This is a genomic window from Paenibacillus sp. VMFN-D1 (assembly GCF_003386155.1).
In the GTDB taxonomy this organism is placed as follows: Bacteria; Bacillota; Bacilli; order Paenibacillales; family Paenibacillaceae; genus Paenibacillus_AQ; species Paenibacillus_AQ favisporus.
The window spans coordinates 46,512-72,414 of sequence record NZ_QRDU01000006.1; the positions used below are offsets into that span (position 1 = coordinate 46,512).

At 53.8% G+C, this 25,903-nt stretch carries 22 protein-coding genes; 18 read left to right on the plus strand and 4 right to left on the minus strand.

What is annotated here, in order from left to right:
- The first annotated feature begins 236 nt into the window (after positions 1-236).
- The 10 genes from C7820_RS28890 to C7820_RS28940 all read left to right on the plus strand — a co-directional run bounded on the left by C7820_RS28890 (position 237) and on the right by C7820_RS28940 (position 11,271).
- Positions 237-1,721: an alpha-N-arabinofuranosidase gene (locus C7820_RS28890; RefSeq protein WP_116234000.1), complete on the plus strand. Its 1,485-nt coding sequence runs from the start codon at positions 237-239 to the stop codon at positions 1,719-1,721.
- 60 nt (positions 1,722-1,781) lie between these two features.
- The gene (locus C7820_RS28895; protein WP_105444976.1) at positions 1,782-2,042 is read left to right on the plus strand and encodes a DUF6171 family protein; all 261 of its coding nucleotides are present in this window, start codon (positions 1,782-1,784) and stop codon (positions 2,040-2,042) included.
- 89 nt (positions 2,043-2,131) lie between these two features.
- Positions 2,132-3,094 carry a glycoside hydrolase family 43 protein gene (locus C7820_RS28900; protein ID WP_116234001.1) on the plus strand — a complete coding sequence of 321 codons (963 nt, stop codon included), beginning with the start codon at positions 2,132-2,134 and terminating at the stop codon, positions 3,092-3,094.
- A gap of 434 nt (positions 3,095-3,528) precedes the next feature.
- The gene (locus C7820_RS28910; RefSeq protein ID WP_240913402.1) at positions 3,529-3,957 is read left to right on the plus strand and encodes a MarR family winged helix-turn-helix transcriptional regulator; all 429 of its coding nucleotides are present in this window, start codon (positions 3,529-3,531) and stop codon (positions 3,955-3,957) included.
- A gap of 158 nt (positions 3,958-4,115) precedes the next feature.
- Positions 4,116-5,753 (plus strand): MFS transporter, encoded by a 1,638-nt coding sequence (locus C7820_RS28915; protein ID WP_258875559.1) that lies wholly within the window; start codon positions 4,116-4,118, stop codon positions 5,751-5,753.
- Positions 5,754-5,795: 42 nt separating this feature from the next.
- Positions 5,796-6,428 carry an HlyD family secretion protein gene (locus C7820_RS28920; protein ID WP_076173565.1) on the plus strand — a complete coding sequence of 211 codons (633 nt, stop codon included), beginning with the start codon at positions 5,796-5,798 and terminating at the stop codon, positions 6,426-6,428.
- Positions 6,429-6,800: 372 nt separating this feature from the next.
- Positions 6,801-7,382 carry an SLOG family protein gene (locus tag C7820_RS28925; protein ID WP_076173566.1) on the plus strand — a complete coding sequence of 194 codons (582 nt, stop codon included), beginning with the start codon at positions 6,801-6,803 and terminating at the stop codon, positions 7,380-7,382.
- Positions 7,383-7,447: 65 nt separating this feature from the next.
- Positions 7,448-8,434 (plus strand): Gfo/Idh/MocA family protein, encoded by a 987-nt coding sequence (locus C7820_RS28930; RefSeq protein ID WP_116234003.1) that lies wholly within the window; start codon positions 7,448-7,450, stop codon positions 8,432-8,434.
- Positions 8,428-8,958, plus strand: a complete 531-nt coding sequence (locus C7820_RS28935) for a hypothetical protein (RefSeq protein WP_258875562.1) — start codon at positions 8,428-8,430, stop codon at positions 8,956-8,958. Before C7820_RS28930 ends, C7820_RS28935 begins: the two co-directional genes overlap by 7 nt.
- Before the next feature lie 387 nt (positions 8,959-9,345).
- The gene (locus C7820_RS28940) at positions 9,346-11,271 is read left to right on the plus strand and encodes a PAS domain S-box protein (protein WP_116234004.1); all 1,926 of its coding nucleotides are present in this window, start codon (positions 9,346-9,348) and stop codon (positions 11,269-11,271) included.
- A 105-nt stretch (positions 11,272-11,376) separates the two neighbouring features.
- Here the strand turns inward: C7820_RS28940 and C7820_RS28945 are convergent, their stop codons facing one another.
- A complete protein-coding gene (locus C7820_RS28945; protein WP_116234005.1) occupies positions 11,377-12,822 on the minus strand; it encodes an esterase-like activity of phytase family protein in 1,446 nt (481 codons plus the stop codon).
- A gap of 237 nt (positions 12,823-13,059) precedes the next feature.
- Between C7820_RS28945 and C7820_RS28950 the strand changes: the two genes are divergently transcribed.
- The gene (locus tag C7820_RS28950) at positions 13,060-13,653 is read left to right on the plus strand and encodes a nitroreductase family protein (RefSeq protein WP_105444983.1); all 594 of its coding nucleotides are present in this window, start codon (positions 13,060-13,062) and stop codon (positions 13,651-13,653) included.
- A gap of 92 nt (positions 13,654-13,745) precedes the next feature.
- Here the strand turns inward: C7820_RS28950 and C7820_RS28955 are convergent, their stop codons facing one another.
- Positions 13,746-14,366: a GNAT family N-acetyltransferase gene (locus C7820_RS28955; RefSeq protein ID WP_181909229.1), complete on the minus strand. Its 621-nt coding sequence runs from the start codon at positions 14,364-14,366 to the stop codon at positions 13,746-13,748.
- Positions 14,367-14,411: 45 nt separating this feature from the next.
- Between C7820_RS28955 and C7820_RS28960 the strand changes: the two genes are divergently transcribed.
- The 3 genes from C7820_RS28960 to C7820_RS33605 all read left to right on the plus strand — a co-directional run bounded on the left by C7820_RS28960 (position 14,412) and on the right by C7820_RS33605 (position 18,757).
- Positions 14,412-17,273: a family 78 glycoside hydrolase catalytic domain gene (locus tag C7820_RS28960; RefSeq protein ID WP_116234007.1), complete on the plus strand. Its 2,862-nt coding sequence runs from the start codon at positions 14,412-14,414 to the stop codon at positions 17,271-17,273.
- A 300-nt stretch (positions 17,274-17,573) separates the two neighbouring features.
- Positions 17,574-18,590: a TIR domain-containing protein gene (locus C7820_RS28965; protein ID WP_181909230.1), complete on the plus strand. Its 1,017-nt coding sequence runs from the start codon at positions 17,574-17,576 to the stop codon at positions 18,588-18,590.
- Positions 18,587-18,757 carry a hypothetical protein gene (locus C7820_RS33605; protein ID WP_163881768.1) on the plus strand — a complete coding sequence of 57 codons (171 nt, stop codon included), beginning with the start codon at positions 18,587-18,589 and terminating at the stop codon, positions 18,755-18,757. The genes C7820_RS28965 and C7820_RS33605 overlap by 4 nt, the downstream gene beginning before the upstream one ends.
- 155 nt (positions 18,758-18,912) lie before the next feature.
- On the opposite strand, the gene C7820_RS28970 is transcribed toward C7820_RS33605, so the two are convergent.
- Complete coding sequence (locus C7820_RS28970) at positions 18,913-19,821, minus strand: RCC1 domain-containing protein (protein WP_116234009.1); 909 nt, start codon at positions 19,819-19,821, stop codon at positions 18,913-18,915.
- A gap of 23 nt (positions 19,822-19,844) precedes the next feature.
- Entirely contained in the window at positions 19,845-20,528 is a 684-nt protein-coding gene (locus C7820_RS28975) for a DUF6273 domain-containing protein (protein WP_116234010.1), read from the minus strand.
- Between the two features lie 182 nt (positions 20,529-20,710).
- Between C7820_RS28975 and C7820_RS28980 the strand changes: the two genes are divergently transcribed.
- From C7820_RS28980 to C7820_RS28995, 4 genes are all read left to right on the plus strand, one after another.
- Positions 20,711-21,502 (plus strand): TatD family hydrolase, encoded by a 792-nt coding sequence (locus tag C7820_RS28980; protein ID WP_116234011.1) that lies wholly within the window; start codon positions 20,711-20,713, stop codon positions 21,500-21,502.
- A gap of 300 nt (positions 21,503-21,802) precedes the next feature.
- On the plus strand, positions 21,803-23,401 hold the full coding sequence (locus C7820_RS28985; protein ID WP_181909231.1) for a sensor domain-containing diguanylate cyclase: 1,599 nt from the start codon (positions 21,803-21,805) through the stop codon (positions 23,399-23,401).
- Positions 23,402-23,906: 505 nt separating this feature from the next.
- Entirely contained in the window at positions 23,907-25,178 is a 1,272-nt protein-coding gene (gene hflX, locus C7820_RS28990) for a GTPase HflX (protein ID WP_116234013.1), read from the plus strand.
- Between the two features lie 328 nt (positions 25,179-25,506).
- On the plus strand, positions 25,507-25,899 hold the full coding sequence (locus tag C7820_RS28995; protein ID WP_116234014.1) for a YmaF family protein: 393 nt from the start codon (positions 25,507-25,509) through the stop codon (positions 25,897-25,899).
- Positions 25,900-25,903: the final 4 nt, after the last annotated feature.

Below are 25,903 nucleotides of genomic sequence, written 5' to 3' on the forward strand. Positions count from 1 at the left end.
TGCTTAGGGCAAGTACGTAAAATGTTCCTACGATCATCGCTTGTTTTCGGATTTCTTGATTGGATATGAACCCACGTAAGGCAGAAATCCGAAAGCCAAAGCATATGCTTCCGATGTTAGCTTTCCTTTGGAAAGCTTTTAGGAACGCTTCGCTTCTTCGGAATCATGTTACTCTCCCTTGCTTGCATCGTATTCTTTAGTTCAACCTATCTAGCATCTTATGGGAGGATTCAGCTATGCATAACGTGATCGTCAATACGGATATTTCCAAAGGGAAAATCAATAAAAATATATACGGCCATTTTGCGGAGCATCTGGGCCGCTGCATTTATGAAGGGATTTGGGTCGGCGAGGATTCGCCGATTCCGAATACGAAGGGAATCCGTAACGACGTGCTGGCGGCCCTTAAGAATATCAAGGTGCCGGTTCTGCGCTGGCCGGGCGGCTGCTTTGCCGACGAGTACCACTGGAAGGACGGCGTCGGTCCAAGGGTAGGCCGTAAACGGATGGTCAATACGCACTGGGGCGGAGTCGTCGAAAATAACCATTTTGGCACCCACGAATTTATGCTGCTCTGCGAGCTGCTGGAATGCGAGCCGTACATTTGCGGCAACGTCGGCAGCGGAACGGTTCAGGAGATGTCCGAGTGGGTCGAGTACATGACCTTTGACGGCGAATCGCCGATGGCCAACTGGCGTAAAGAGAACGGCAGAGAGCAGCCGTGGAAGCTGAAGTATTTTGGCGTCGGGAACGAAAACTGGGGCTGCGGAGGCAACATGCGTCCCGAGTATTACGCTGATCTGTACCGCCGTTACCAAACTTACGTCCGCAATTACGGCGACAACAAAATTTACAAAATCGCCGGCGGCGCCAATGTGGACGATTATAACTGGACGGAAGTGCTGATGAAAAACGCCGGCTGGCTGATGGACGGTCTGAGCCTGCACTACTATACGATTCCGGGCGACTTCTGGCTGGGCAAAGGCTCAGCGCTCGATTTTGAAGAAGGCGAATGGTTTATAACCATGAAGAAGGCGCTGCATATGGACGAACTGATTTCGAAGCACAGCACGATCATGGACAAATACGATCCGGAGAAGCGCGTCGGCATGATCATCGACGAGTGGGGCACCTGGTTTGACGTGGAGCCGGGCACAAATCCGGGATTTTTGTACCAGCAGAACTCGATCCGCGACGCGCTGGTGGCCGGCGTGCATTTCAACATTTTCCACAACCATGCGGACCGTGTCCAGATGACGAACATCGCGCAGACGGTGAACGTCCTGCAGGCGATGATTTTGACCGAAGGCGAGAAGATGATCCTGACGCCGACGTATCATGTGTTTGATATGTTCAAGGTCCATCAGGATGCTGAGGTGCTGGCGGTCGAGTCTGCGGTCGGAAGCTATGAAATGGGCGGCGAAGCACTGCCGCAGGTAACCGTATCGGCTTCCAGGGATGCCGAAGGCAAGGTGCATGTCAGCCTGGTCAACATCGACCATGCCGGCGAAGCCGAAATCAGCCTGGACCTTCGCGGCCTTGCTGCCGAAAGCGTGCAGGCTTCCGGCACGATTCTGACGGCCGACCGGATGAACGCGCACAATACGTTCGAGCAGCCGGATGCCGTGGCACCAAAAGCGTTTGACGGCGCCAATGTTGAAGGCGGTCGTTTGAGCGTGAAGCTGCCGCCGATGTCCGTCGTTACGCTGGCCATTTATTAATCGAAGGTTGACTGCGTGCAGCGCCATTACAGTAACAGCAAATAGGGAGGGTGAGTTGTCATGGATCGTCAGGAAGGCTGCAAAGGGTGCAGCGAGAGCGTCCAGGTTTCGCCGGAAAAACTGCAGCGGCTCGTAGAGATCGCGACCCGCGGCAGGGAGACGGCATCCGAAGAGGTATACCGCCGGCGGATCGGGCAGTGCGAACAGTGTCCGGGGCTTCAATACGGAACGACCTGCCAATACTGCGGCTGTCTCGTTGAGGTGAAGACCCGGCTGCTGGAATCCGCTTGTCCTTATCCTTTTGCCCCGAAATGGAGCTAGTTAGAATGAACTAAAGAAATGAATGTTATAGGCCGCCTTATGGGGCGGTATAACAGGAGAAGACATAGACATAAAGGAGAGAGCCTGACATGGAGAGAAACGATACTTACAACAACCCGGTCGTGGAGCAGCGCGCCGATCCATGGGTTTACAAGCATACGGATGGTTATTATTATTTCACGGCTTCTGTGCCGGAGTACGACCGGATCGAAATCCGCCGTTCCAAGACCTTGCAGGGTTTGGGTGAAGCCGAACCGGTTGTGGCATGGCGCAAATACGAGACCGGACCGCTCAGCGCGAACATCTGGGCGCCGGAGATTCATTTTATTCAGGGAAAATGGTACATCTACTTTGCGGCGGCGCGGACAACCGAGACCAATGACGGATTGTTCGACCACCGGATGTATGTCCTGGAGAATGACGCGGCCAATCCGCTGGAAGGAACCTGGACGGAGAAGGGGAAGATCCGCACCCAGTGGGAGTCTTTTTCGCTGGACGCGACCACCTTTGAGCATAACGGCGTGCTGTATTATGTATGGGCTCAGAAAGACCCGGACATCGAGGGCAATTCAAATCTGTACATTTCGGAAATGAGCAATCCTTGGACGCTGCAGGGCAAGCAGGCTATGATCTCGACCCCGGAGTATCCGTGGGAAGTAATCGGCTTTAAAGTCAACGAAGGGGCAGCCGTACTGAAGCGGAACGGACGCATCTTCATCAGCTATTCGGCCAGCGCCACCGACCACAATTACTGCATGGGACTGCTGTATGCCGACGAATCGGCGGATCTGCTGGATCCGGCCTCCTGGGTGAAGTCGCCGGAACCGGTATTCGCCACCAACGAGGAGAACGGGCAGTATGGGCCGGGGCATAACAGCTTTACGGTATCCGAGGACGGGAAGGACGTCATCGTTTATCATGCCCGGAATTATAAAGAAATTATCGGCGATCCGCTGTACGATCCGAACCGGCATACGCGGATGCAGATCTTCGGCTGGAATGAGGACGGGACGCCGAATTTCGGGGTCCCGGTGAAGGATGGAGAACGGTAGTTTGTAATTGTACGTCAAACAAGATCTTGAGGAGTCTGCAGCTTGGCTGCAGGCTCCTTTAAGTTTTTAAGTTGAACTAACGAAAACGATGCTTGCAAGGGAGTAAAATGATTCCGAAGAAGCGAAGCGGTCCTAAAAGCTTTCCAAAGGAAAGCTAACATCGGAAGCATATGCTTTGGCTTTCGGATTTCTGCCTTGCAATGGTTCAATCCAATCAAGAAATCTGAAAACAAGAGTGATCGTAGGGACATTTTACGTACTTGCCCCATCATCCATTTCCATTTTTCAGCTTATACAACCGCTGCCGGTACTCATAATGAATGTACTCGATTGACGTTCTTTCTATTTACCTGGCCCCCCGGATGCAAAGTCCCTTCGCGCAGTGGTATGATATATTTATGAGAGCGGTTTAGCGAGAGAAGAGGGGGAGGAAGTTGAACAAAGATCGACTGGATATGATCGAGTACCAGATCGCCCTGCTGGTCCGGCTGACGACGGCGCTCAGCCCCAGATTCGGGAACCTGGACCGGTCGGAGTATCTTCTGCTCAGCGAGCTGGAGCACGCGGGCCCGCTGGCGATCAATGTGCTGGCAGAGCATCTGCTGCTGAACCTGTCCACGGCCAGCAGGCAAATCGCGGTGCTGGAATCCAAAGATTACGTCAAGCGGTATCCGGACACGAACAATGGCCGAATCAGCCTCATTGAAATTACGCCCGGCGGGCTGGATATTCTCCACAAAGTCCAGAAAGCCAGACATGATGCGTACGCTGACATCCTCAAGGAATGGAACGGTGATGGGCTGCAGCACTTGGAAGACAGCCTGACCCGGCTTAACCGGGATTTGAAACAACGGCATAAGTAGATCAGGAAAAAGCTGTGGATTTATCCAATAGCTTTTTCTCGCTGCCTGCGAAAATCCCGTTGCCAGCTGATCCGTATATGTTGTATAATACAACTTGCTATTTACGAGTTATTCTGCATACGGACGTAATCATATACAAGACGAAAGGAGGAATCCGGATGAGTCAACTCATTAGCACTTCGATGTCGGAGAAAGAAAGGGTGGCCGTTCCGCAGTATTTGATCATATCGCTGCTGACGATTTTTGCGATCGGGCCCCAATACTTCAGCAATCTGGCGTATACCATCAACCAGGTGATCATTCAGAACGGGCTGGATATGAGCTCGAATGATCTGCAGCTGCCGTCCACGCTGTCGAACCTGGCTTTCGCGCTCGGAGTACCGTTTGGACCGGTGCTTGCCCGCAGATTCGGCCTCAAGGCGCACTATCTGACGATGGTGTTTATTTTTTTGTGCGGCTCGTTGATCAACGCCGTGTCCACCGATGTGGCCGCTTTGACGATCGGAAAGGTGATTCAGGGCCTCAGTGCCGGTACGCTGTTTCTGGCGATTTTGCCGGTGAGCCTCCGTTCATTTCCGAACAAGATCCGCAATACATTTCTGTTTATGGTCATCACGGGCCTGTTTGGGGCAAGTGCCGTCGGAGCCTATTTCGGAGCCGTCTCCCTCAGCCTTGATGCCTGGCGCTGGCTGTACGTGCTGAACGTCGCCTCCGCCGTCCTCTGTCTGGCCGTCGGCTATTACGGCCTGCCGAGATCGGAGGAGCATCACGGCGAGCACGAGCCATTGGATAAAACGGGAGTGTTTTTGTTTATATTGACCATGATTTCGCTGGTGATTCCACTGTGTAATTTGATGCAAAAGGGGTTTTCATCGTATGAGGTGTGGCCGTTTTTGGCCGTCGCCGTCATATTGGCGGTTCTGTTCGTCATCGTCGACCTCAGGGCCAAGACGCCGCTCGTTCCTTTCCGTACGCTGAAGGCGCCTAAGCCGATTTCGGGCACGATCATGGCGATCGCGTCCCATGCGGTGCTCATCTTTGCGATTGCGGGAATCACCGGCTTTTTGAAAAATAACGTCAGCTTGTCGCCAAGTTATTTGGCCCATTTTTTCATGTGGTTCTTCGTCGGCATTCTGATCACGGCTATTTTGAAAACCCTGCTGTACGACCGGCTCGGCGCCGGCGTCCTAGGTTTTATCGGATCGCTGGCCATCATTTATGTCTGCCTTAGCTGGCGAAACCTGGTGCCAACCGTAACGCTGCCTAAGCTTTACTTCCAGGCCGCCTGCCTTGGCGGCGGCGTCAGTATGGCTCTGGTCAGCGGAGCGCTCGGCACGGCTCTCGCGGGGGATATTCACAAAGCCTCGATGCGCTCAACGACTCTGCATACGATGCGGAATATCGTCGGCGCGGTGCTGTCTCCGCTGCTGGGCTGGTATTTGAGCCGGCAGAACACCATGAATTACGAGCAGATCCGTTCCCATCTGGGCGAGTTTGATGCCGAAACGAAGCTGGAGCTGGCACAGATGACCCGGAAGCTGATGGGATCGGGAATGACGGCAGCCCAGGCGCAGAGCACAGCTTCCTATGAGCTGATTGCTAATACGAAGCGGGCGGCCATCCTGGGAGCGTACCATCACTTGTTTACGATGATGCTGGTTCTTGCAGTCATTATATTGCTGGCATCGATCGGAAAAATCGTGACAGGCAAAGGCATTTCGCTTGTGCAAAAGCCGAAAAAGCCGCTTGCCCTGCCGGGTCCCAAGGAAAGAGTAACAGCGGAATCCCATTCTTAAGATAAATTCAGAAAAAGAACGATATGGAGGAGAACAGGCAAGATGAACATTCGTTTAATCATCGGAAATGTTGTGGGCGTGCTGGTCGTGTTTATACTGATCGCAGCCGGCGCCTATGTTTATTACCAAAATGAAAACTACATCAAAACAAGCGACGCGGTCGTGTCCGCGGACATGATGCCCGTCGTATCCACATACAGCGGCGTACTGACCGACTGGCATGTCAAAACCGGATCAAACGTGACTGACAAGGACGTCGTCGGCACCGTATCCGACGGAACGAAGGCCGTACCGGTCAGCACCCGGATGAACGGTAAAATCATCAAGAGCGACGCGCGGAAGAACGAGCTGGTTCAGGCGGGACAGGTGCTCGCCCAGGAAGCTGACTTGGATCACATGTACATCATCGCCAATATTAAGGAGAAGGACCTGAAGGACCTGAAGGTTGGCCAAAGCGTCGATATTAACGTGGACGGAGATTCGGGCAAAACGTTCAGCGGAACGGTCGACGAAATCGGCTATGCAACGACCTCGGTGTTCTCGGTGCTTCCGCAGCAAAGCTCAACCGGCAGCTACACCAAGGTCACCCAGAAGGTTCCTGTCAAAATTTCGATCAACCAGCCTTCGGATAAAGTGCTTCCTGGCATGAACGCCGAAGTGAAAATTTCTTTGTAAGTTGAAAAATTGAAATGGATGATGGGGCAATTACGTAAAATGTCCTACGATCGCTCTTGTTTCGGATTTCTTGATTTTATTGAACCTACGTAAGTTGAAATCCGAAAGCCAAATATATTTCAATAAAGGGGTACCTCCCCGCCACGATGGATTGGCGGCTGGTGCCCTTTTGGCGTCTTCCGGCGTTCTGGATCACTCCCTGTTGCCTTGATTTCGCGGTTATCATCTCCATGCTGGAAAGAGCGGCACCGAGCACAATCTGAATTTGCGGTGGAAGCCGCAAGGCAAAACAAGGTATGATAGAAGGAATGAATTACTCGCGGATTATCTGTTGAGGAAGAGGCATTCCAACTAAGTTAAGGTGTTGATGGTATGAAAAATTGTCTGGTCACCGGATACCGGGCACATGAGCTGAACATCTTCGGCCAGAAGCATCCGGGCATTCCGTATATTAAGCAGGCGATCACGGCCAAGCTGATTCCGCTCCTTGAAGAGGGACTGGAGTGGGTCATCACTCCGGGGCAGTACGGCGTGGACCTGTGGGGCATCGAGGCGGCTATTGCGCTGAAAGAGCAGTATCCGGAGCTCAAATGCTCGATCATATCGGCCTTTGCCAGCCCGGAAGAGAAGTGGAAGGAAGATAAGCAGGAGTATTACCGGCAAATCCTCAGAGAGATCGACTATTACGGTGTCGTCAGCAACCAGCCCTACAGCGGCCCGTGGCAGTTTGCGGCCAGGGATGATCTGCTGTTCCGGAAGACGGATGGCATCGTGCTCGTATATGACGAGGATGCGGGCGAGGGCACCGGCAAGTTTTATAAGGAGAGAGCCTTGAAGAAGCAGCAGGAAGAGGGCTATGAGTATATTAACATCAGCTCTGAAGATATCCAGTCCATGGTGGGCGAGGCCGCTCATGACATGGATTCCGAAGTGGACAGCTTCTTTGGGGAATGAGACAATATAGGTATCGTGAGTATTCACAAAGACAGAACTGACAAGTTAGGAGAGGAAGCGAGAAGATGATACGATTCGGGGTAATCGGAACCAACTGGATTACGGAGCGGTTTCTGCAGGCTGCCGCGGAGAATGACCAGTTTCAGCTTGCCGCAGTATATTCACGGACCCTGGAAAAGGGAGAGGCTTTTGCCGCGGAGCACGGATCTCCTCGGGTGTTCACGGATCTCGAGGCAATGCTATCGGACGAGGTTGTAGACGCGGTCTACATCGCCAGCCCGAACTCTTTTCACGCGGACCAGGCGATCCGGTGCATGAACCACGGCAAGCATGTGCTGTGCGAGAAGCCGATGGCTTCAAACAGCTTGGAACTGAAGCGGATGATCGGGGCGGCCCGCAGCAATGACGTGCTGCTCATGGAAGCGATGAAGTCCACGCTGATGCCGAATTTCAGAATCATGAAGGACAACCTGTACAAAATCGGCCAGATCCGGCGGTATTTTGCCAGCTACTGTCAATATTCCTCGCGCTATGACGCCTTTAAGGAGGGGACGGTGCTCAACGCCTTCAAACCCGAGTTTTCCAACGGTTCACTCATGGATTTGGGCATATACTGCATCTATCCGATGGTTTCGCTCTTTGGCCGGCCTGAATACGTGAAGGCGACAGGTATCATGCTGTCATCAGGCGTGGATGGGGAAGGCAGTATGGTGCTGCGCTATCCGGAAATGGACGCGGTTATCATGTATTCGAAAATATCCGACTCCTTCCTGCCCGCTGAGATTCAGGGTGAGAACGGAACGATGGTCATCGACCGGATCAACCAGCCTTATGAAGTGAAAATCCAATACAGGGACGGCACGGTCGAGGACCTCACGCAGCTGCAGACCCATGAATCGATGTACTACGAGCTGGACGAGTTTATCCGGCTGATCGAACGCGGCAAACGCGACAGCAAGATCAATTCTTTAGAGAGCTCCCTCATCGTGGCGGAAATTATGGAGGATGCGAGACGCCAGATCGGTCTCAAGTATGCGGCAGACGTATGGTGATGTTTGATCCGAGCATTTTCGACAACCTGAAGGTGGCGGTGGAGAACCTGGTCTACGACCTGGACAACCTGGACGGTGCGGTTCGTGTCACTGGCCGCGACGACCGGATGGAAATGTCGGTCATGTCGAGGGAATTTGCCATTCGGTTCGTGCGAAGCGGGAACGAAGCGGTGACCGCTGAGATCGGTCTTGCCGCCTCGCTGGCCGATTTGGCCGCGGAGCTGCTGGAGCAGAAGGAGGCACGGCCAGGGTGCACGATCCGAATCCGCTTTTATATGGAAGTCGGTCCGAAGGGCGAGGAATGTGCTGTCATCCAGAGCCTGCTGGAACAGCGGTGGCCGGAGCAGTCGGTGTCGCAGACGCTCAGCTGGCGCTATGGCGATGAGACGAAACGCTTGTCGAATACGGCGGAAATCCGGTTTGGCCGGAAAATCGACGAGGAACAGATGGAGGATCTGCCAGGACTGCTGGAGCATGTCGTCCGGACCCTTGACGAGCTGACCGCGCTGCTGGGCGCAAATTGAACATAAAGTGGTTATGAGAGCGCGGAGGTTAGGAGAGGCTGCATTCTTTCCTCACGACTCTCCGATTTCGAATTCAAACGTGAACTAGGCGAACAAAGAAACCGCCCTTTGAAGAAAGAGCGGTTTCTTTGCTTTATGATTGACAGAATCTTAATAATATCAAGAAAACCTGGAAAAGGAAAAAAGTTGGTCTATAAATTTCGCCATCATTTTGTCATAATGATCGTCAAAGAGGTTTCAAAATCGTCATTTTTGTTTATATCTCTTTATAAGCATGCTTATGCTTATTTTGGTATGCCAGGAGTCGGACTACAGATCCTTTAAAATATTACATGATGGAGAGAAGATATAAAAACCAGGCTGTACTACCATGGCAGGAGGCGCAAAATGAACAGAGTACAGAATGATGAGGAGTATTCTTATTTACAGCATGTGTACCAAAATGCTCCTTTTGGTGTTGCCGTGATTACTGTCCGGGGAGAATGGGTTCAAGCAAACCCGGCGCTCACCCGCATTCTGGGATATTCCTGGGAGGAACTTCAGACACAGCGTTTTGAGAGATTGATTTACCGCGAGGATCTGGAAACCAATTTGAGCCAGGTGAAGTCGCTTATTCAAAATTATCCCGAGCAGACTTCCGTCGAAATCGAAGGCCGCTACATCCGGAAGGATGAGAGAACCGTGTGGGCGGCCGTGCATATTTCCATTATGCCGGACGCGGAGGGAAATCCCGAATATTACATAGTCGTTTTGAACGATATTTCCCATACCAAGGCTGCCGAGCAGAAGCTGCAGGAAACCGTTGAGCGGTATACCTCCCTAAAAAGATATAACCACGACGCGATCATTTCACTCGATTTAAATGGAAATATTTTGAACGCCAATACCCGAGCCGAGCAGATGACCGGCTGCAAAGTCAGCGAGATGGCGGGCAGGAGCATTGCGCGCTTTATCGGGGAGCGGAACCTGCAGCGGGTGTTGAAGGAAGCGCTGAACAACCCGACCGTAGAGCAGGATATCAAGACGCTACGGCATAAGGACGGCCACATGGTGGAGGTCATCACGACGCTGGCACCCATCATCATCAACAACAAAAATGTGGGCTTCTATATCATTGCCAAGGATTTCACCGAGCAGCGGCAGCTCATTATGGCCAAGGAGCTGGCGGAAAGTACGAATAAAGCGAAAAGCGAGTTTTTGGCGATGATGAGCCATGAGATCCGGACGCCGATGAATGGTGTCATCGGAATGACGGATTTGCTGGAGACGACGACGGACCTCGACGATGAGCAGAAGGAATATATCGAAATTATCCGCAAGAGCGGTGAAACGCTGCTGGCCATCATCAACGATATTCTGGATTTTTCCAAGGTGGAAGCCGGTATGACGGAACTGCAGGAGGATATGTTCGATCTGAAACAGTGCATCCAGGAAACGTTCGATATGGTGTCCGCCAAGGCGAGCGCCAAACAGCTGGAGATGTCCTTTACCGTTGAGGACGATATTCCGGAGTTGCTCTTCGGGGATCCCAAGCGGATCAAGCAGGTTCTGATGAACCTCGTGGGCAACGCGGTGAAGTTTACGCTTCATGGAGGGATTACGGTCAGCGTCCGGAAGGTGTTCGAGGAGGACGAGCTGATTGATCTGGAATTCAAGGTATCAGATACGGGCATCGGCATTCCGGATAACAAGCTGGAAGCGATCTTCGAACCGTTCTCACAGGTGGACAATTTCATGACCCGCAATTATGAAGGCACCGGGCTGGGGCTGGCCATCAGCAAGAAGCTCGTGAACGTTATGGGCGGTCATATATGGGTAGAGAAAAAGGAAGGGCCCGGAACGACCTTTGTGTTTACGGTCCTTCTCAAGAACCGGCAGGAGCCTGAGCATGCCAAGCGCTGCGAACAAAAGGAAACATCCGACACCGATCCGCTCAACATCCTGATTGCGGAGGACAATGAGATCAACCAGATCGTGCTCCGCAAAATGCTGGAGAAGCAGGGTCATGCGGTGACCGTCGTCACCAACGGCCACGATGTGCTGCGGAAAGCCGAGAATACGAAATATGACATTATCTTCATGGACGTCCAGATGCCTGGCATGAACGGTCTGGAGACGACCCGCAAGCTTCGGGCGACCCTGCCGAAGGATAGCTGTCCGATGATCGTGGCGGTTACGGCCAACGCGCTGAAGGAGGACCGGGATATCTGCCTCGGGGCAGGGATGGACGAATACATCAGCAAGCCCGTCAAAAGCCAGCCTGTTCTTGCTGTATTGGAGCAGGTCAAGCGAAAGGTTGGCAGCCGGCGGTAACAGCAGGGCGAAGATTGACCGCCAATTCTAAACGGCTTTTCGCGGAACCCAAAAAGACCGGCCACGGAGGAAATCTCCATGGCCGGTCTTTTATAGATTTGCGCTTTATTTTAAATCGTAGGGAAGCTCGAAGGTCCACAGGTCCGTGCCGTTTTCCTTGGCATCCGGATTGGTGACGCCAAAGTCATTGTCGTTCACGATGACCAGCGTATGTCCGTTCACCAGCGAGATGCCTTCGATTTTCTCGTTCGGATAGTTGAATTCCACCGCATCGAGCACGGTCCGCTTCAGCGGCGTCATAATGCCGGCTTGGCGAAGCTCGGCTGGGCTCATCTGCTCCAGCGTTTTGCCGCTGGGTCCCGCCTCGTCATACTTGCCGAGAATGTTGGTTGCATCGGTCAGGTTGATGGCATAAATCCGTTTGAGCTGGGCGGCATCGCCGGCATTTTTGTCGCGTTCGTCGATCAGCAGGTTGTTCTCATCGATGACGTTAAGATCAGATATGACGATATCGGATTGCTTCAGGTCCTTGAACTGGCCAGCGTCTTCAGTAAGATAGGCGTATTCGGCTACCGGCTTGAGAGTGGCCAGATCGATCTTCAAAATGCGGAGCGCCCGGGAATTATCGACGCTCTTGTCGGGATTCCGCAGCGGGCTCTGCATAGCCATAAACATCCACTTCCCGTCCGGCGTAATTCCGACCGCTTCCGCACCGCGGTTCTGGCGGCGATCCAAATAAACGGCAGGCAGCGTATCCTTCAGCGGCAGCGCTGCCGTGTTCAGCTCGGAGCTGATCCCTTTGGGAGCCAGGCGCTGCACCAGCGTACCGTCGCGTTTTACCTGTACAAGGTACGGGCCGTACTCGTCGGAGATCCAGAACGTATCGTCTTGTGGATTGTAGGCAAGCCCTTCGACATCAAGTCCATAAGGATCGTAAGAGATGACTTTCTGGGCGGTCGTCTCATAAGGGACCTCGTCCCGGGATTTCAGGTTCGGCAGTCCTGTAATCTTGCTGCTGCCCGTCACGGCATCTGTGCCGTTGATTTTGAGCGGAATGGTCTCCAGGACGGTGATTTTCCCTTGATCCAGCTGGATTTTATAGATGGTCGGCGTATAGTTCGGCAGCGGGAACGTCCGGCGGGTCTCGCCGTTTACGTCGATTTCCCCGTTCGGGCCGCGGTCAGCCGTCGTATAGAAGACGTTATCCGGGTCGCCGGGGATATGCGCCAGCGAGGAGCCGATGCCAAATTTGATGCCCTCCGCCAAATCCGCATGATCCAACGTGTATTTACCGGTCAGCTTGGGCTTGTCCGTAAAAGAAGCCGTTTGGCGAACTTCGTCCCAGTCGACATACTTGCCGAGCAGGTTGCCGAGGTCGCGGATCGGAAAATACAGGTGATCCTGCTGCTCAACGGCAGGGACGGACGGTGTAAACGACTGTCCATTAACGGAATACTTCACATCCGCCGGTGCTGCCGATGCGCTTTGAATCAGGGCTGTGCCCCCCACGGACAAGGCCGCGAGGGCGGAAACGAACCATTTTTTTGTCATAGTGATGAACCCCTTCCCGAAGGATATGTATAAACAGCTTGTCTGCTTCAGTGTACGCTTGCAGTGTTAACGGATCATTATCGGAACGTCACCGCAGGGTAAAAGGGGTGAAGCTCTGTCTTCACACAGCTTGGAGGAGCCCGGTGGAATCGCCGGGTTAGAAATCGCGGTCCGTTTTTTGCTACAATAGTACACAGGACTTGAATAAGCATTCTTAAAGAGAGTGGGGAATGAGATATGAACGTATCGGAAGCGATCCGCTCCAGACGGAGCATCGGGAAAGTGACGCAGGAGGAAGTGCCTGCCGCTTCCATTGAACAAATCCTGGAGGCGGGCACCTGGGCGCCGAACCACCGGATGACCGAGCCATGGCGCTTCTTCGTCCTTCGCGGGGAAGGACGGGATCTGCTCGGCAACGCATTGGCTGAAGTCGCTGTGGAGCAGGCGGGCGGACCGGGATCTCCGGAAGCCGAAGCGGCGGCGGAATCGGCCCGGCAGAAGCCGATGCGCGCTCCGGTTGTCATCGCTGTGGCGGTCACGCCGAAGGATCACCCCAAGGTGATTGAACTGGAGGAATACGGAGCGGTGTTCGCGGCGATCCAGAATATGCTGCTGGAAGCGCATGCCCTGGGCCTCGGAGCGATCTGGAGAACCGGCGAGCCGACATACCACGCCAAGATGAACGAGCATTTCGGTCTTGGCCCGAACGACAAGGTACTCGGCTTTATTTATCTGGGCGTTCCGGCTGAAGGACAGGCGCCTCAAGGCAAACGCACGCCTTACCAGGACTTGACTGTCTGGGTGGACCGGGCGGATGCATTAAAGAAATAGAGGGTGGCTGAATAACGCGGCTGCTCTTATGCGGAAGAAGAGCCTGCGCGGCAAGCGCTGGCTTTTTTTTCGTGAAACGGGAAGATAACCCGTCAGGGGGAGCATATTTCGTAAAATGCGGTTGGATAGACTCCAAACATCATTCGTTCGTCCACCTTTCTAAATCCCTGTTTTTCATAAAAGCTGCACAACTTGGGTCTGTCCGCGGCACAGTCGAGCCTTAAATAGGTTTTATCCAGCTCTTTTGTCCGCGTTTTCGCCCATTCGATCATCTCGTGAGAAAAGCCTTTCCCCGCATTTTTCCTTCTTACCGCCAATTTGTGAATAAACAGGCTGTCGTTTTTGGAATCCGGCCAAAATATTGGATCCTCTTCCTGAAGGATCATCGCGGCCGCTGCTTCATAATTTTGATAACCAATATAGCATTGTTCGGTGGAGCAGCTTTTCAGTATATGTTCAGGGGTTAATTGATGGGGATCCCACATCGCCTTGCCTTCGATTTGTAACCATAACGAAGCTTCTCTAAGAATGGAAAAGAAATCGTCCCATTTGCCATCCGTTATATTCCTGATTTCTAGCCTCAATTCTTCCTCCTCCTTACCATCAATAACACAACCGCCAATTCTGAGCGTGCAGCCACAAATGTCGTGTTTTCCATTTCTGCACTCAGTGACTAAATTCCTTGAATGGAATTTCACCGCTTTACTTGACAACAGGGCGGTGATTGTACAAAGCTAAGGGCAGAGAGGAGGCTTATAATGGATAAGCATTGGAAGGCGCTGTGGATTTGGGGAGAGGGAGAGCCGAGTCCCCGGAATGAATGGAGATGCTTCCGCAAGACCTTTGCCTATGAGGGGGACCCGGGACGGCCCGTATCGCTCAGCATCACCGCAGACTCGCGCTACGTTCTTTTTGTAAACGGTTACCTTGCCGGCAGAGGAACGACGCGCTCCTGGCCGAAGGAGCAGATGTATGATACATACAGCATCGGGCACCTGCTGCGTCCGGGGGCTGACAATACGATTGCGGTGCTTGTCCTTCATTTTGGACTGGCCAATTTCTATTATCTCGCCGGGCGCGGGGGACTGATCGCCCAGGTGGAGTCCGGTGACGAGGTGATCGCCGCCACAGACCGGACCTGGAGAACGTCCAAGCTGGCGGCCCAGGACAGCACTTCCCCGCGGATGTCTTGTCAGCAGGGATTTGCCGAAGTGTACGACGCCAGGCTGTGGGATGAGGCATGGAACCGGCCGGGATACGACGACGCCTCCTGGAGTGCAGCGTTGGAAATTGGCCCGGCAGGCACGCAGCCGTGGACGCGGCTCATTCCAAGGGACATCCCGTTCCTGACGGAGGAGAAGAAGTACCCGTCCAAGGTGATGTCTTTGGCACGCGTCAAGGCACCAAGGTTCACGGCCGCCATCGACCTGCGAAACCAGATGGTGAAAGACAGCATCACACACGCCAATCCGGTAGGCTTTACCGGCCTATTGGCTGCGGTACTGGTCATGGAAGAGGATGGCGAAGTAGCCATCGGCTTTCCGACCGGAACGCGGGCCGACGATCTGTACGTCGACGGCATCCGCTGCACCCCGGCGCATGTGGATCAGCCGGAAACATACTACACGCTGACCTTGGGCAGCGGGAGTCATCTACTGCTGATGGACATTACGTCGGGCGACCATGGCTCGGTGTTCCACATCGGAGTGGACAGCGAGGCGGCGTTTACGCTGCGGGCTCCACTTCACGCGGCACTAAATGAGGAGGGCAATCCGTTTACGGCCGTCGGCCCCTTCGATGCGGTTGAGTATATCGATTACAAGGAGGGCCGGGAGCTCCGCAGGGACGATCCGGACTATTTACGGCTGAAGACGATTCGGACCGAGCAGGAGCTTCAGGGCTATGAACGCTGGATGCAGCCCGTGTCGAGACAGCTGTATTCGGCCGTGGATGTATTCGGGGCCAGCGTGTGGCGGACGCTGAGCGAAAAACACCGGGTGCCGCAGGAGCTTCAGTTTGCGGTGCTGCCGACGCAGAACTTCGCACAGCTCGAGCCGTTCCCCGATGGTGACTGCGAGATCGTGATTGATCTGGGCAAGGAGCGTTCCGGGTTTATCGGCCTCGAACTGGACGCGCCGGAAGGAACGGTCATTGATGTGTACGGGGTCGAATACATCAAGGACGATTACCGGCAGCATACGTACGGTCTCGAAAATACGTTCCGTTATATATGCCGGTCCGGCCGCCAGTCCTACCTGTCGCCCGTCCGCCGCGGCTTCCGGTACCTGATTCTGACCATCCGCGAACAGCGTGGTCCGGTGAAGCTTCACGAAGTATACATCCGGCAGAGCACGTATCCCGCCGCCGAGATCGGCGCGTTCCGCTGCTCGGATGCCCGGCTGAACGATATTTGGGACATCAGCCGCCACACGACCCGGCTGTGCATGGAAGACACGTTCATCGACTGCCCTTCCTATGAGCAGGTGTTCTGGGTCGGGGACAGCCGCAATGAGGCGCTCGTCAATTATTATGTGTTCGGCGTGACCGACATCGTCAAACGCTGCCTGCGGCTGGTTCCGGGATCGGCGGACATGACGCCGCTGTATGTGAACCAGGTGCCGAGCGCCTGGAACAGCGTGATCCCGAACTGGACCTTCTTCTGGGCCATCGCCTGCCGCGAATTTATTTCCCATACGAACGACACGGCGTTTGCTGCGGAAATCTGGCCGGCGGTTCAGCTGACCATGGAGGCCTACCTGGAACATCTGAACGGGGACGGACTGCTGGAGATGAAGGGCTGGAACTTCCTGGACTGGGCCCCGATCGACCAGCCACGCGAAGGCATTGTGACCCATCAGAACCTGTTCTTGGCCAAGGCGCTGCGCGATGCGGCAGCCATTGCGGCGGCGGCCGGGCAGGAAGGAACCGCCGCCGCATATGAGGAAGCATCCAGTCGGCTGACGGAAGCCATTAACCGGCATCTGTGGTCCGATGAACGACACGCCTATCTGGACTGCATCCATGCGGACGGCCGCCGTTCCGATACCTTCAGCATGCAGACCCAGGTGGTCGCCTACCTGTGCGGGGCCGCTTCCGGCGGCAGAAAAGCGCTGATGGAAGCCTATTTGAAGTTTCCTCCCGCGGATTTCGTGCAGATTGGCAGCCCGTTCATGTCCTTCTTCTATTACGAGGCGCTGGAGGAGGCCGGCCAGTTCGAGCTGCTGCTTGCCGACATTCGGGCCCATTACGGGCAGATGATCGATAACGACGCCACCACCTGCTGGGAGATGTACCCGAACTTCAGCGAAAACCGGGCCAATCCGAACCAGCTCACCCGGAGCCATTGCCATGCCTGGTCCGCGGCCCCGGGATATTTTCTGGGCGAATGCATTCTCGGCGTAAAACGGCTGGAGGACGGATGGAGCAAGGTGGCGGTCGCTCCCCAGCCGTGCGGACTAACCTGGGCCAGCGGCATCGTTCCGCTGCCGGCCGGCGGCGAAATCCGCGTCCGCTGGAACGTTTCGGACAACCGGATGACGCTGCGCGTAGAGTCTCCGGCCGATGTGGAGGTCGAGGTGCGTTTTCCGGAAGGAATGCAGGGTGAGGTTGAGCTCGTATAGCGGAAAAGGATAGCGTTCAATCGATTATGGTGGAGACGTACCTAATACGGCGGATGCTGCCGGTGAGGCAGGTCGTCCGTTCCCGGTACTTGGCTTGTACACGAAGGCTGCGGTTCAGCAGGGCTGTCCGCAGTCCTTTACTTTTTGTAACCTTTTTATATAGACAAGTTTTGTCAGGCATACATAGCAAACTTTGAAATCATGGGCAGACTTTCGTAAGCGCGAAAAGTAACAGTCATTGAATCTACCATGCTATGATATACTGATAATAGGTAGATTATGGATGTTCTGGAGGGAGTTATGGACAAACCTTTCGTTTTCATCGGCTCATCCAGGGAAGCCATTCCGATCGTGAATGCGGTGCAGGAGGAACTGGAGCACTACGCGGTCGTGACTCCTTGGCATAGAGGAGTGTTTCACGCCAACCGTTATACGATGGAGGACTTGGAAGCCCAGATCCAGGGTAGCGATTTTGCGGTTTTTGTGTTCCACCCTGATGACGTGACGCTCGTGCGGGGTAAGTTATATTATACAGCCAGAGATAATACGGTGTTTGAGATGGGCTTGTTTTGGAGTAAACTGGGAAGAGAACGGGTATTTTTTCTCGTTCCGTCGCATATTCCTGAGCAGGAGGATGAGGAGGAGGAGCGGATTGAAGGCTTTAAGACGCCTTCGGATCTGTTCGGCATGACCACGCTCACCTATCAGATGAACCCGCGCAACTGGAATGCGGCCGTGGGCGTCTCGTGCAGTAAAATCGGCAGCATGATCGAGCATTGGGGCAGCAAACAGAGCGATCCTTACGATCTGCTCCGTGAATCCGAAGAGGAGAGGGACAGGCTGCTGAAGATTATCGGCTTTTTTGAAGAATTGAATCATAAGCCTGCACTCGATACGGATATTTACAACCGGATCTGCCGGGCGCTGCGGCTGTCGTTTATTTCCACGCCGTATACGGTCAGCGGCACAGCACTTTTCAAAGCCGGGGACCGTACAATAAAGCAGGTCGGCAGCGACGGGGTTGGCGAAATCGGCTATGAATATTCTTTGGATGCCAATGTCAACCTGAGACCGGGAGAAAAACCGATCCATGTGGTGGACGTTCACGCCAGCGGAAATGTGACATTTAGTCAACGAAATCGCAAATCGGTTGTGAAGGAATATATCTTGTGTTATCCTTTAGCGAGAAGATACGTGTTCACGATCCACCTGAGGGGTTCCGTCCAGGTCACGGAGCAGATTTTTGAGGAGATATGTTATCTCAATAAAGCGTTACTGGATTCAATTCATGATTTATTAGGAGGGGAATCGTCATGAGTCAACGACACAGACCCACTTTTCGCAAATATGGTCTTAGGAGTACGGCGATCCTGCCTCTGAGCGGGCTGAAGAAAGTGGTAGCCCCGTCCGTTGACGGCCCAGACGAAACGTATACCGTTCTGTTCGAGAAGAAGGCGGAATACGGCAAACCCGTATACAAATAATGACGCTAGACCGCACTCCGTCAGGATGCGGTCTTTTTTATATGATCGGGCGGGATCGGATACTCCGGGCGGTGTCACCCGCCTGATTCGATGTCGCGCACCCCTTGCCTAATTTTGAAGTCCGGCTCATGTTTTCGCGTGGAATGTCGAGTTATTCATATTGATAACGAAGTGCCGGGCACTTGGATGCCGCGCCAGCCGCTGACATCGCACTGGCCATATTCGTTGTGACCCACAGCCACCACCGTGCCATCCGATTTCAGGCCAACGGTATGCGTACAACCCGCCGCGACGGCCACCATATCACGCCAGCCGCTGACATCGCACTGGCTATATTCGTTGTGACCCACAGCCACTACCGTGCCGTCCGATTTGAGGCCGACGGTATGATAACTGCCCGCCGCAATCGCCACCATTCCGCTCCACCCGCTGACATCGCATTGGCCATGCTTATTCAGACCCACAGCCGCCACCGTACCATCCGAGTGAATCCCGACGGTATGAAGGTACCCCGCGGCTGCCGCGATGATGCCGCTCCAGCTGCTAACATTACATTGGCCATACCGATGATTGCCTACGGCCGTCACCGTGCCGTCCAATGTAAGACCCACGGTATGCCAGTCACCCGCCGCGACCGCAGCGATATCACGCCAGCCGCCGACGTCGCATTGGCCTTCATGGTTTCGGCCCACGGCCACCACCGTGCCATCCGATCGAAGGCCGACGGTACGGCGCCAGCCTGCCGCTACCGCTGCGATATCGCGCCAACCGTCTACGCTGCATTGGCCATGCTTATTCCAACCCGCCGCGACCACCGTACCGTCCGACTTCAGACCGACGGTATGGGCATTACCTGTGTTCGCCGCCATATGAACATTACCGGCCGCAACCGCGACCAGATCACGCCAGCCGCTTACATCACATTGGCCGTATTTGTTATCGCCTGCAGCCACCACCGTGCCATCAGATTTCAGACCAACGGTGTGACGAGGACCCGCCGCTATAGTTTGCCTAGGCCACTGTTTCACCTTTAACGCCGCTTCTTTCGATGTCATGCAATCCATGTCTACCTCCTTGAAAACAAGACTTAGGAAAGATTTATTTTTATAGCAGGACGCACGCCATAACCGCTTATGCTGTTATTCCCATAGCTGCGAATACTGCAGCCTGTCCCTACAAAATATGCGCGTGAAGGCTTGTTGCCTTGGGTTCGCAGCCACCACCAGGAGCAGCCGGCTTCTTCGCCGTCCTTGAGGATATAGTTGTCTTTGTTCGATTTGTCATATACATATAAGCTGCATCCATCGGGCTTTTTCGTCTTGGCAAAATCGGTTCCAACCGCACGCCTCACATCCTTGCCGTGAACCCCGGATAAATTCTCTAACTCGGCAACGCTAAGCAGAAAGACCTTGTCCTCCGTGTCCGGGCAGCCTTCTCCGTTGTCCGTACAATGAGCCGTCTTGATGAATTGCTTTTCGGCGCCGCTAAATGCGGTGTTATAGAATTCATCGTTCAGCCACTCGCGCAAATCGGAGTCACGCCAAGTCCTTTCCGTGGATTCACGCCACCCCATATTCGCGCTCTTGCCATGATACCTCTTGCAGTCCAAAATATACTCACTCAAAACAAACAGCTCGCTTCCTGAATGATGAAGAACACGCCATTGTATCGCCAGTTCTTGACCGTCTGCAGACTGCGGATACGTGCCGAACATAATGAACTCGCCGGGCTTTACGTTCCGGTACGTCACAGCTGAATGATCCTTTTCCATGAAGTTTTCCTCCCCCGCTTTTCATTTCAACTTCGATCATATAACATTCATGCAAGATTTCATTTGAAATACCAGGAATCCTTGTGCAGAGGATCGTTGTCCCCTATAATATTGGTGCCGTACTTTATGGTTTGACTTTAAGGTAGATGCCTTAAGATAGATAACGAAAGGACTTGGCAGCCATGACTTTACCGATCATTGATATCGGCGTTAACCTGATGAATTCATCGTTCGACCGGGACCGGGAGGAGGTGTTGGCCCGGGCCGCTGAGGCTGGCGTAGAGCAGCTGATCATAACCGGGACGTCTGTGGAGAGCAGCGAGGAGGCGGCGCACTACGCAAAGTCGTATCCCGGCAGGCTGTTCTCGACGGCAGGCGTTCATCCGCATGACGCCAAGGACTGCGGACCGGATACGGCGGAGCGGCTGCGGCGGCTGGCCGGGCTGCCTGAGGTGGTGGCGATCGGCGAATGCGGGCTGGACTACAACCGGGATTTTTCCCCGCGGGACGTGCAGCGCCGCTGGTTTGAGGAGCAGCTGCGTCTGGCGGAAGAGCTGGACATGCCGTTGTTTCTGCATGAACGGGACGCGAGTGCCGACTTTGCCGCGATGCTGAAAGACCACCCGGCATTGATTCAGCGCGCGATCGTGCATTGTTTTACGGGCAGCGCAGAAGAGCTGTACGCCTACCTTGAGATGGGGCTGCACATCGGCATCACCGGCTGGATTTGCGACGAACGGCGGGGCGGGCATTTGCGTGAGCTCGTCCGGGACATCCCGCTGGACCGCCTGATGATCGAGACCGATGCGCCTTATCTGGCACCGCGTGATCTGCGGCCGAAGCCAAAGGGCGGACGGAACGAGCCCGCTTTCCTGGCGCACATTCTCGGGGTCATCGCCGACTGCAGAGGGGAAGAGCCTGAGGCGCTGGCCGCAGCCACGGTAAGGACGACCCGGCGCTTTTTCGGAATTTAAGACGCGGCATAACGCCGCTCTAACTCTGGACATCCCAGGACAGCCGCAGCGGGCAGCCGACCAGGCTGCCCTTTTTTAAGAGATCAGAAAGTATAAGTTTCGGAGCTTCTGCTTCCTGATCTCGCAAGAAAAACTTCCTCTAGACGCGGTCTGTCTTCTTTGAAAGTACGTCGATAGACGTTTTTCTTATTACGGCAGATGGCACAACACGCTATAGATGCACTTCCGGCGTTCATGTATAATGTAAAGCGTCACGATGCGACATCTTTTTCTATTTTTAGACTCAAGGTGGATATAACGTTGAAATATTTGATCCAAAAAGGTTTTACGCTCCGGTTTACGATCAGCCTGCTTGTCATTATTGCGATCCTGCTTACGATGCTGACCAGCATCACTTCAGCCGTTCAAGTCAACCGCGCCTCCTTAATTGGCAATTATCTTCAGAATAACGAGCAGTATGCCAAAAAGCTGGCTTCCAATACGAACGAGCTTCTCGTTACGATGCAGCAAAATATCAATGCGATTGCCAAAATATCCGGGCGGAGCCAGGAGATGGACGCCCAGCTCTTTGACGATCTGTTTCAGGAGAATACGCAGTATTTCAACTCTATAGTCGTTGCAGACGCCAACCGCATCGTCAGGGCGCTCAGTCCGCACACGATCGGCATTGAAGTCGGGGATCAGCTGACCTCGGCCCAGAGCAAAATGGCGGTCTCCTTGAAAGCGCCTTTTATTTCGAACCCCTACCGGGCGACGACAGGGAGGTACATTATCCTCATTTCGGCACCAATCGTCGATGCATCCGGCGCTTATCAAGGGTTTGTCGGCGGAACCATTTATCTTGAAGATAAAAACGTGCTCAGCACGATGCTGAAGGAGCACTTTTTCGGCAACGGGTCTTACGTTTACGTAGTGGAAAAGAACGGGGCTATCATTTTTCATCCGGACAAGCAGCGAATCGGCAAATCGGTCATCAGCAATCCGGTCGTGAAGAACGTCCTGTTGAAAAAAAGCGGATCGCAGCGGGTGACGAACTCCGAAGGGGGCCAATTCTTTGCGGGTTACGCTTATGAACCGAGCAGCTCGTGGGGGATTATTTCCCAGACGCCGACGTCGGTCATTGACAAGCCGCTTCATGATTTGATCAAAAGGGTGCTTCTCGCCTCCCTTCCATTCCTGCTGCTGATCCTCATTTTGGGATGGTGGGTGGCCAGCCGCATTGCCAAACCGCTCAATACGCTGGCTCAATTTTCCGACCAGGCCACGCTTGGCTCGGCACGCCCGCAGAACGTTCCCGACATTAAATCGGCTTATTATGAGGTCAGGCTGCTGTCGCAAAGCGTCAAAATCGCGTTCCAGCACATGAATCAGGATTTGACCCAGCTTCGGAACGAGGCGGGCGTCGACGAGCTGACCGGGCTGGCCAACCGGAGGACGCTGGATACGGTGCTGCAGCAGTGGACCGAGTACCATGTGCCCTTTGCGGTCATTTTAATAGACATTGACCATTTCAAGGGAGTCAACGATACCTATGGGCATGTTCTCGGCGATCAGGTGCTGAAGCACTTGGCCCAGCTGATGCGAAACGTGTCCTTGGAAGGGGATTTGTGCTTCCGCTATGGGGGCGAGGAATTTGGGATTCTGGTGCAGCGCAGCGGGCCGAGGGAAGCCGGCGTGGTGGCCGAACGCTTAAGAAAAGAGATGGAAAGAACCGTGAACCCGATTGGAGTGCCGGTGACGATCTCGGCCGGCGTAGCGGCATATCCCGAGCATGGACGCTCACCGCGCGATTTGATCCTGAAAGCGGACGAGGCGCTGTACCGGTCCAAGACGGGCGGGCGCAACCGCGTCACGCAATCGGGGGAAGCAGAGGTTAGGCGTGCACAGACGGGGAAGTAACGAAAAAGTTCCATCTATTTGGAAATTGGGAATTGTATCCGCCGCGCTGTTGTGTTAACATGGGGATACCTATAATGATCGGAGGGTTCGAATAAGATATGTACTACATCAAATTCCGTTTTTTCACTTTGTGCCGCTAACTGAATAGTGCTCAAAGGCTCTGCCCCTGTGCGGAGCGAACGGGATTGGTCTGCATATCTTTTGGAACCCGAAATATACGTGCCGAGTGTGCTCATTATTTGAGTTATGCCGGGTGTATGCGAGGGAGGGCGATCCGCCCTCTTTTTGCTGTCTTCAGCAGCCGTAGGGCGTTCCTCATGCAATAACATAAAACCAGCCTGATTGGAGAATGCTTAGGACACCTTAAGCTTGACGGGCAGCTGTCATCGAGCAAGGGGGTTCTTCTTTTCCAGTGCTGATATATCCGTTCGCTTTAAACCACAGGGTACAGCCTGCGGTTTTTTCGTTTCATCGAACAATTCAAGCTAATCCGGAGGTAAAATATATGGAACCCATTCAACAAAAAGCGATACTGGTCGGCGTGAACCTGAACAACCAGCCCGATTTCGAATACTCCATGGAGGAGCTCGGCAATTTGGCCGAAGCCTGCGAGGTGGAGGTCGTCGGGCAGCTGACGCAAAATATGGAGCGCGTCAACAAATCCCATTACATCGGTACCGGGAAAGTCGAGGAGCTGGGCAGCTTATTCCGGGGCCTCGAGGCGAATCTGATCATTTTCAACGACGAGCTCTCGCCGTCGCAGCTCCGCAACCTGGAAGCGGATCTGGAGTGCAAGGTGATCGACCGGACGATTCTGATTTTGGATATTTTTGAAAAAAGGGCCAAAACGCGGGAAGCCCAGCTTCAAGTGGAGGTTGCTCAGCTGCAGTATATGCTGCCGCGCCTCGTGGGCCTGCGCGAGTCCCTCGGACGGCAGGGCGGCGGCGTCGGCATGCACAACCGCGGCTCGGGCGAAACCCGGCTGGAGCTGGACCGCCGCCGGATCGAGGAGAAGATCAGCGCCTTGAACAAGGAGCTGGAATCGCTGGTGTTTCAGCGGCAGACACAGCGGAAGCAGCGGAAGAAAAACGAGCTTCCGGTCGTGTCGCTGGTTGGCTATACCAATGCGGGCAAATCGACCATCATGAATGCCATGCTGGAGGCCTATTCTGCGGCCGGACCGACCGGCGAGAAAGCGGTATTCGAGAAGGATATGCTGTTCGCCACGCTGGAAACGTCTGTGCGGAGCATACAGTTGGAGGATCATAAATCTTTTCTGCTCACCGACACGGTCGGGTTTGTCAGCAAGCTGCCCCATCATCTCGTCAAAGCGTTCCGCTCGACGCTGGAGGAAGTGTCCGAGGCGGACCTGCTCATCCATGTCGTGGATTACTCGAACCCGAAGTATGAGCAGCTGATCCGAATTACGGAGAACACGCTGAAGGACATCGGCGTTACGGACATTCCCACCATCTTTGCTTATAACAAATGCGATCTGGCGGGCGTGGACATTCCAGAGGTCAAGGAGAAAAGCGTCTATCTGGCAGCCAAGCCGAGAATCGGGATGACTGAGCTGGTGAATCTGATCCGCAGTTCTGTGTTCAAGGATTACGTTACCTGCGAAATGCTGATCCCGTATGACCGGGGCCAGGTGGTTTCGTATTTGAATGAGCATGCCAGCATCCACGCCACCGAGTATGAAAATGAAGGTACACGGCTCTCGCTGGAATGCCGGCTTCAGGACTTTGAGAAATATCGCGAATACGTTATAGAATAATGCTGAATTAAACGTGTATCGGCGTACGTTCGCCAGAGACAGAAAGCGTTGGTTCAGCTCCGCTGAAAATTTATGAATTCTATCATCTACAAAAAACCTGCCGATTCACGACAAGCTGAGGTCGTGAACGGCAGGTTTTTTTTTGCTGCCTAACTATCGGATGACTGACCGTCATGGCTGAATGCTTCAACCGTTTGTAAGATTTTTAACCGTGAACCATATTTCTGCATATTGGAACAGGCTAACGCCATATGATTTCTGCGTATGATGAAGCCGATGTTTTTTGCTTGATCAAACCGATAACTTGAATCATAGGAGGTTCGTCAATTTGGAAATCCCAATCACAGGTTTGCTGTTTCATGCTGAAGGTTCCGGTTCCGAGCATCATCACAGCCTGCTTATTACTTCGTGGGATGGAAGGCCGGTCAGAGTCCATGTTCATCCGATTTCCGGTAATACCTCGTTTGACGTAGGACACTATCATCACTACGCCGGAACAACGGAACCGGCCCCCAGCGGCGTTCCCCATGTCCACCGTTATCATGTGGAAACATCTTTTAATGATCAGCATGTTCATTATATTCAAGGGACGACAGGACCGGCCATTCCTTTGCCGGGAGGCGGGCATTATCACGATTTTGCGGGTTATACCACCGTTAACGGCAGAATCCCGCACTCGCATCGGTACGGAGGCAGAACAGGAAACGAGGAGGAGGATTAAGCCG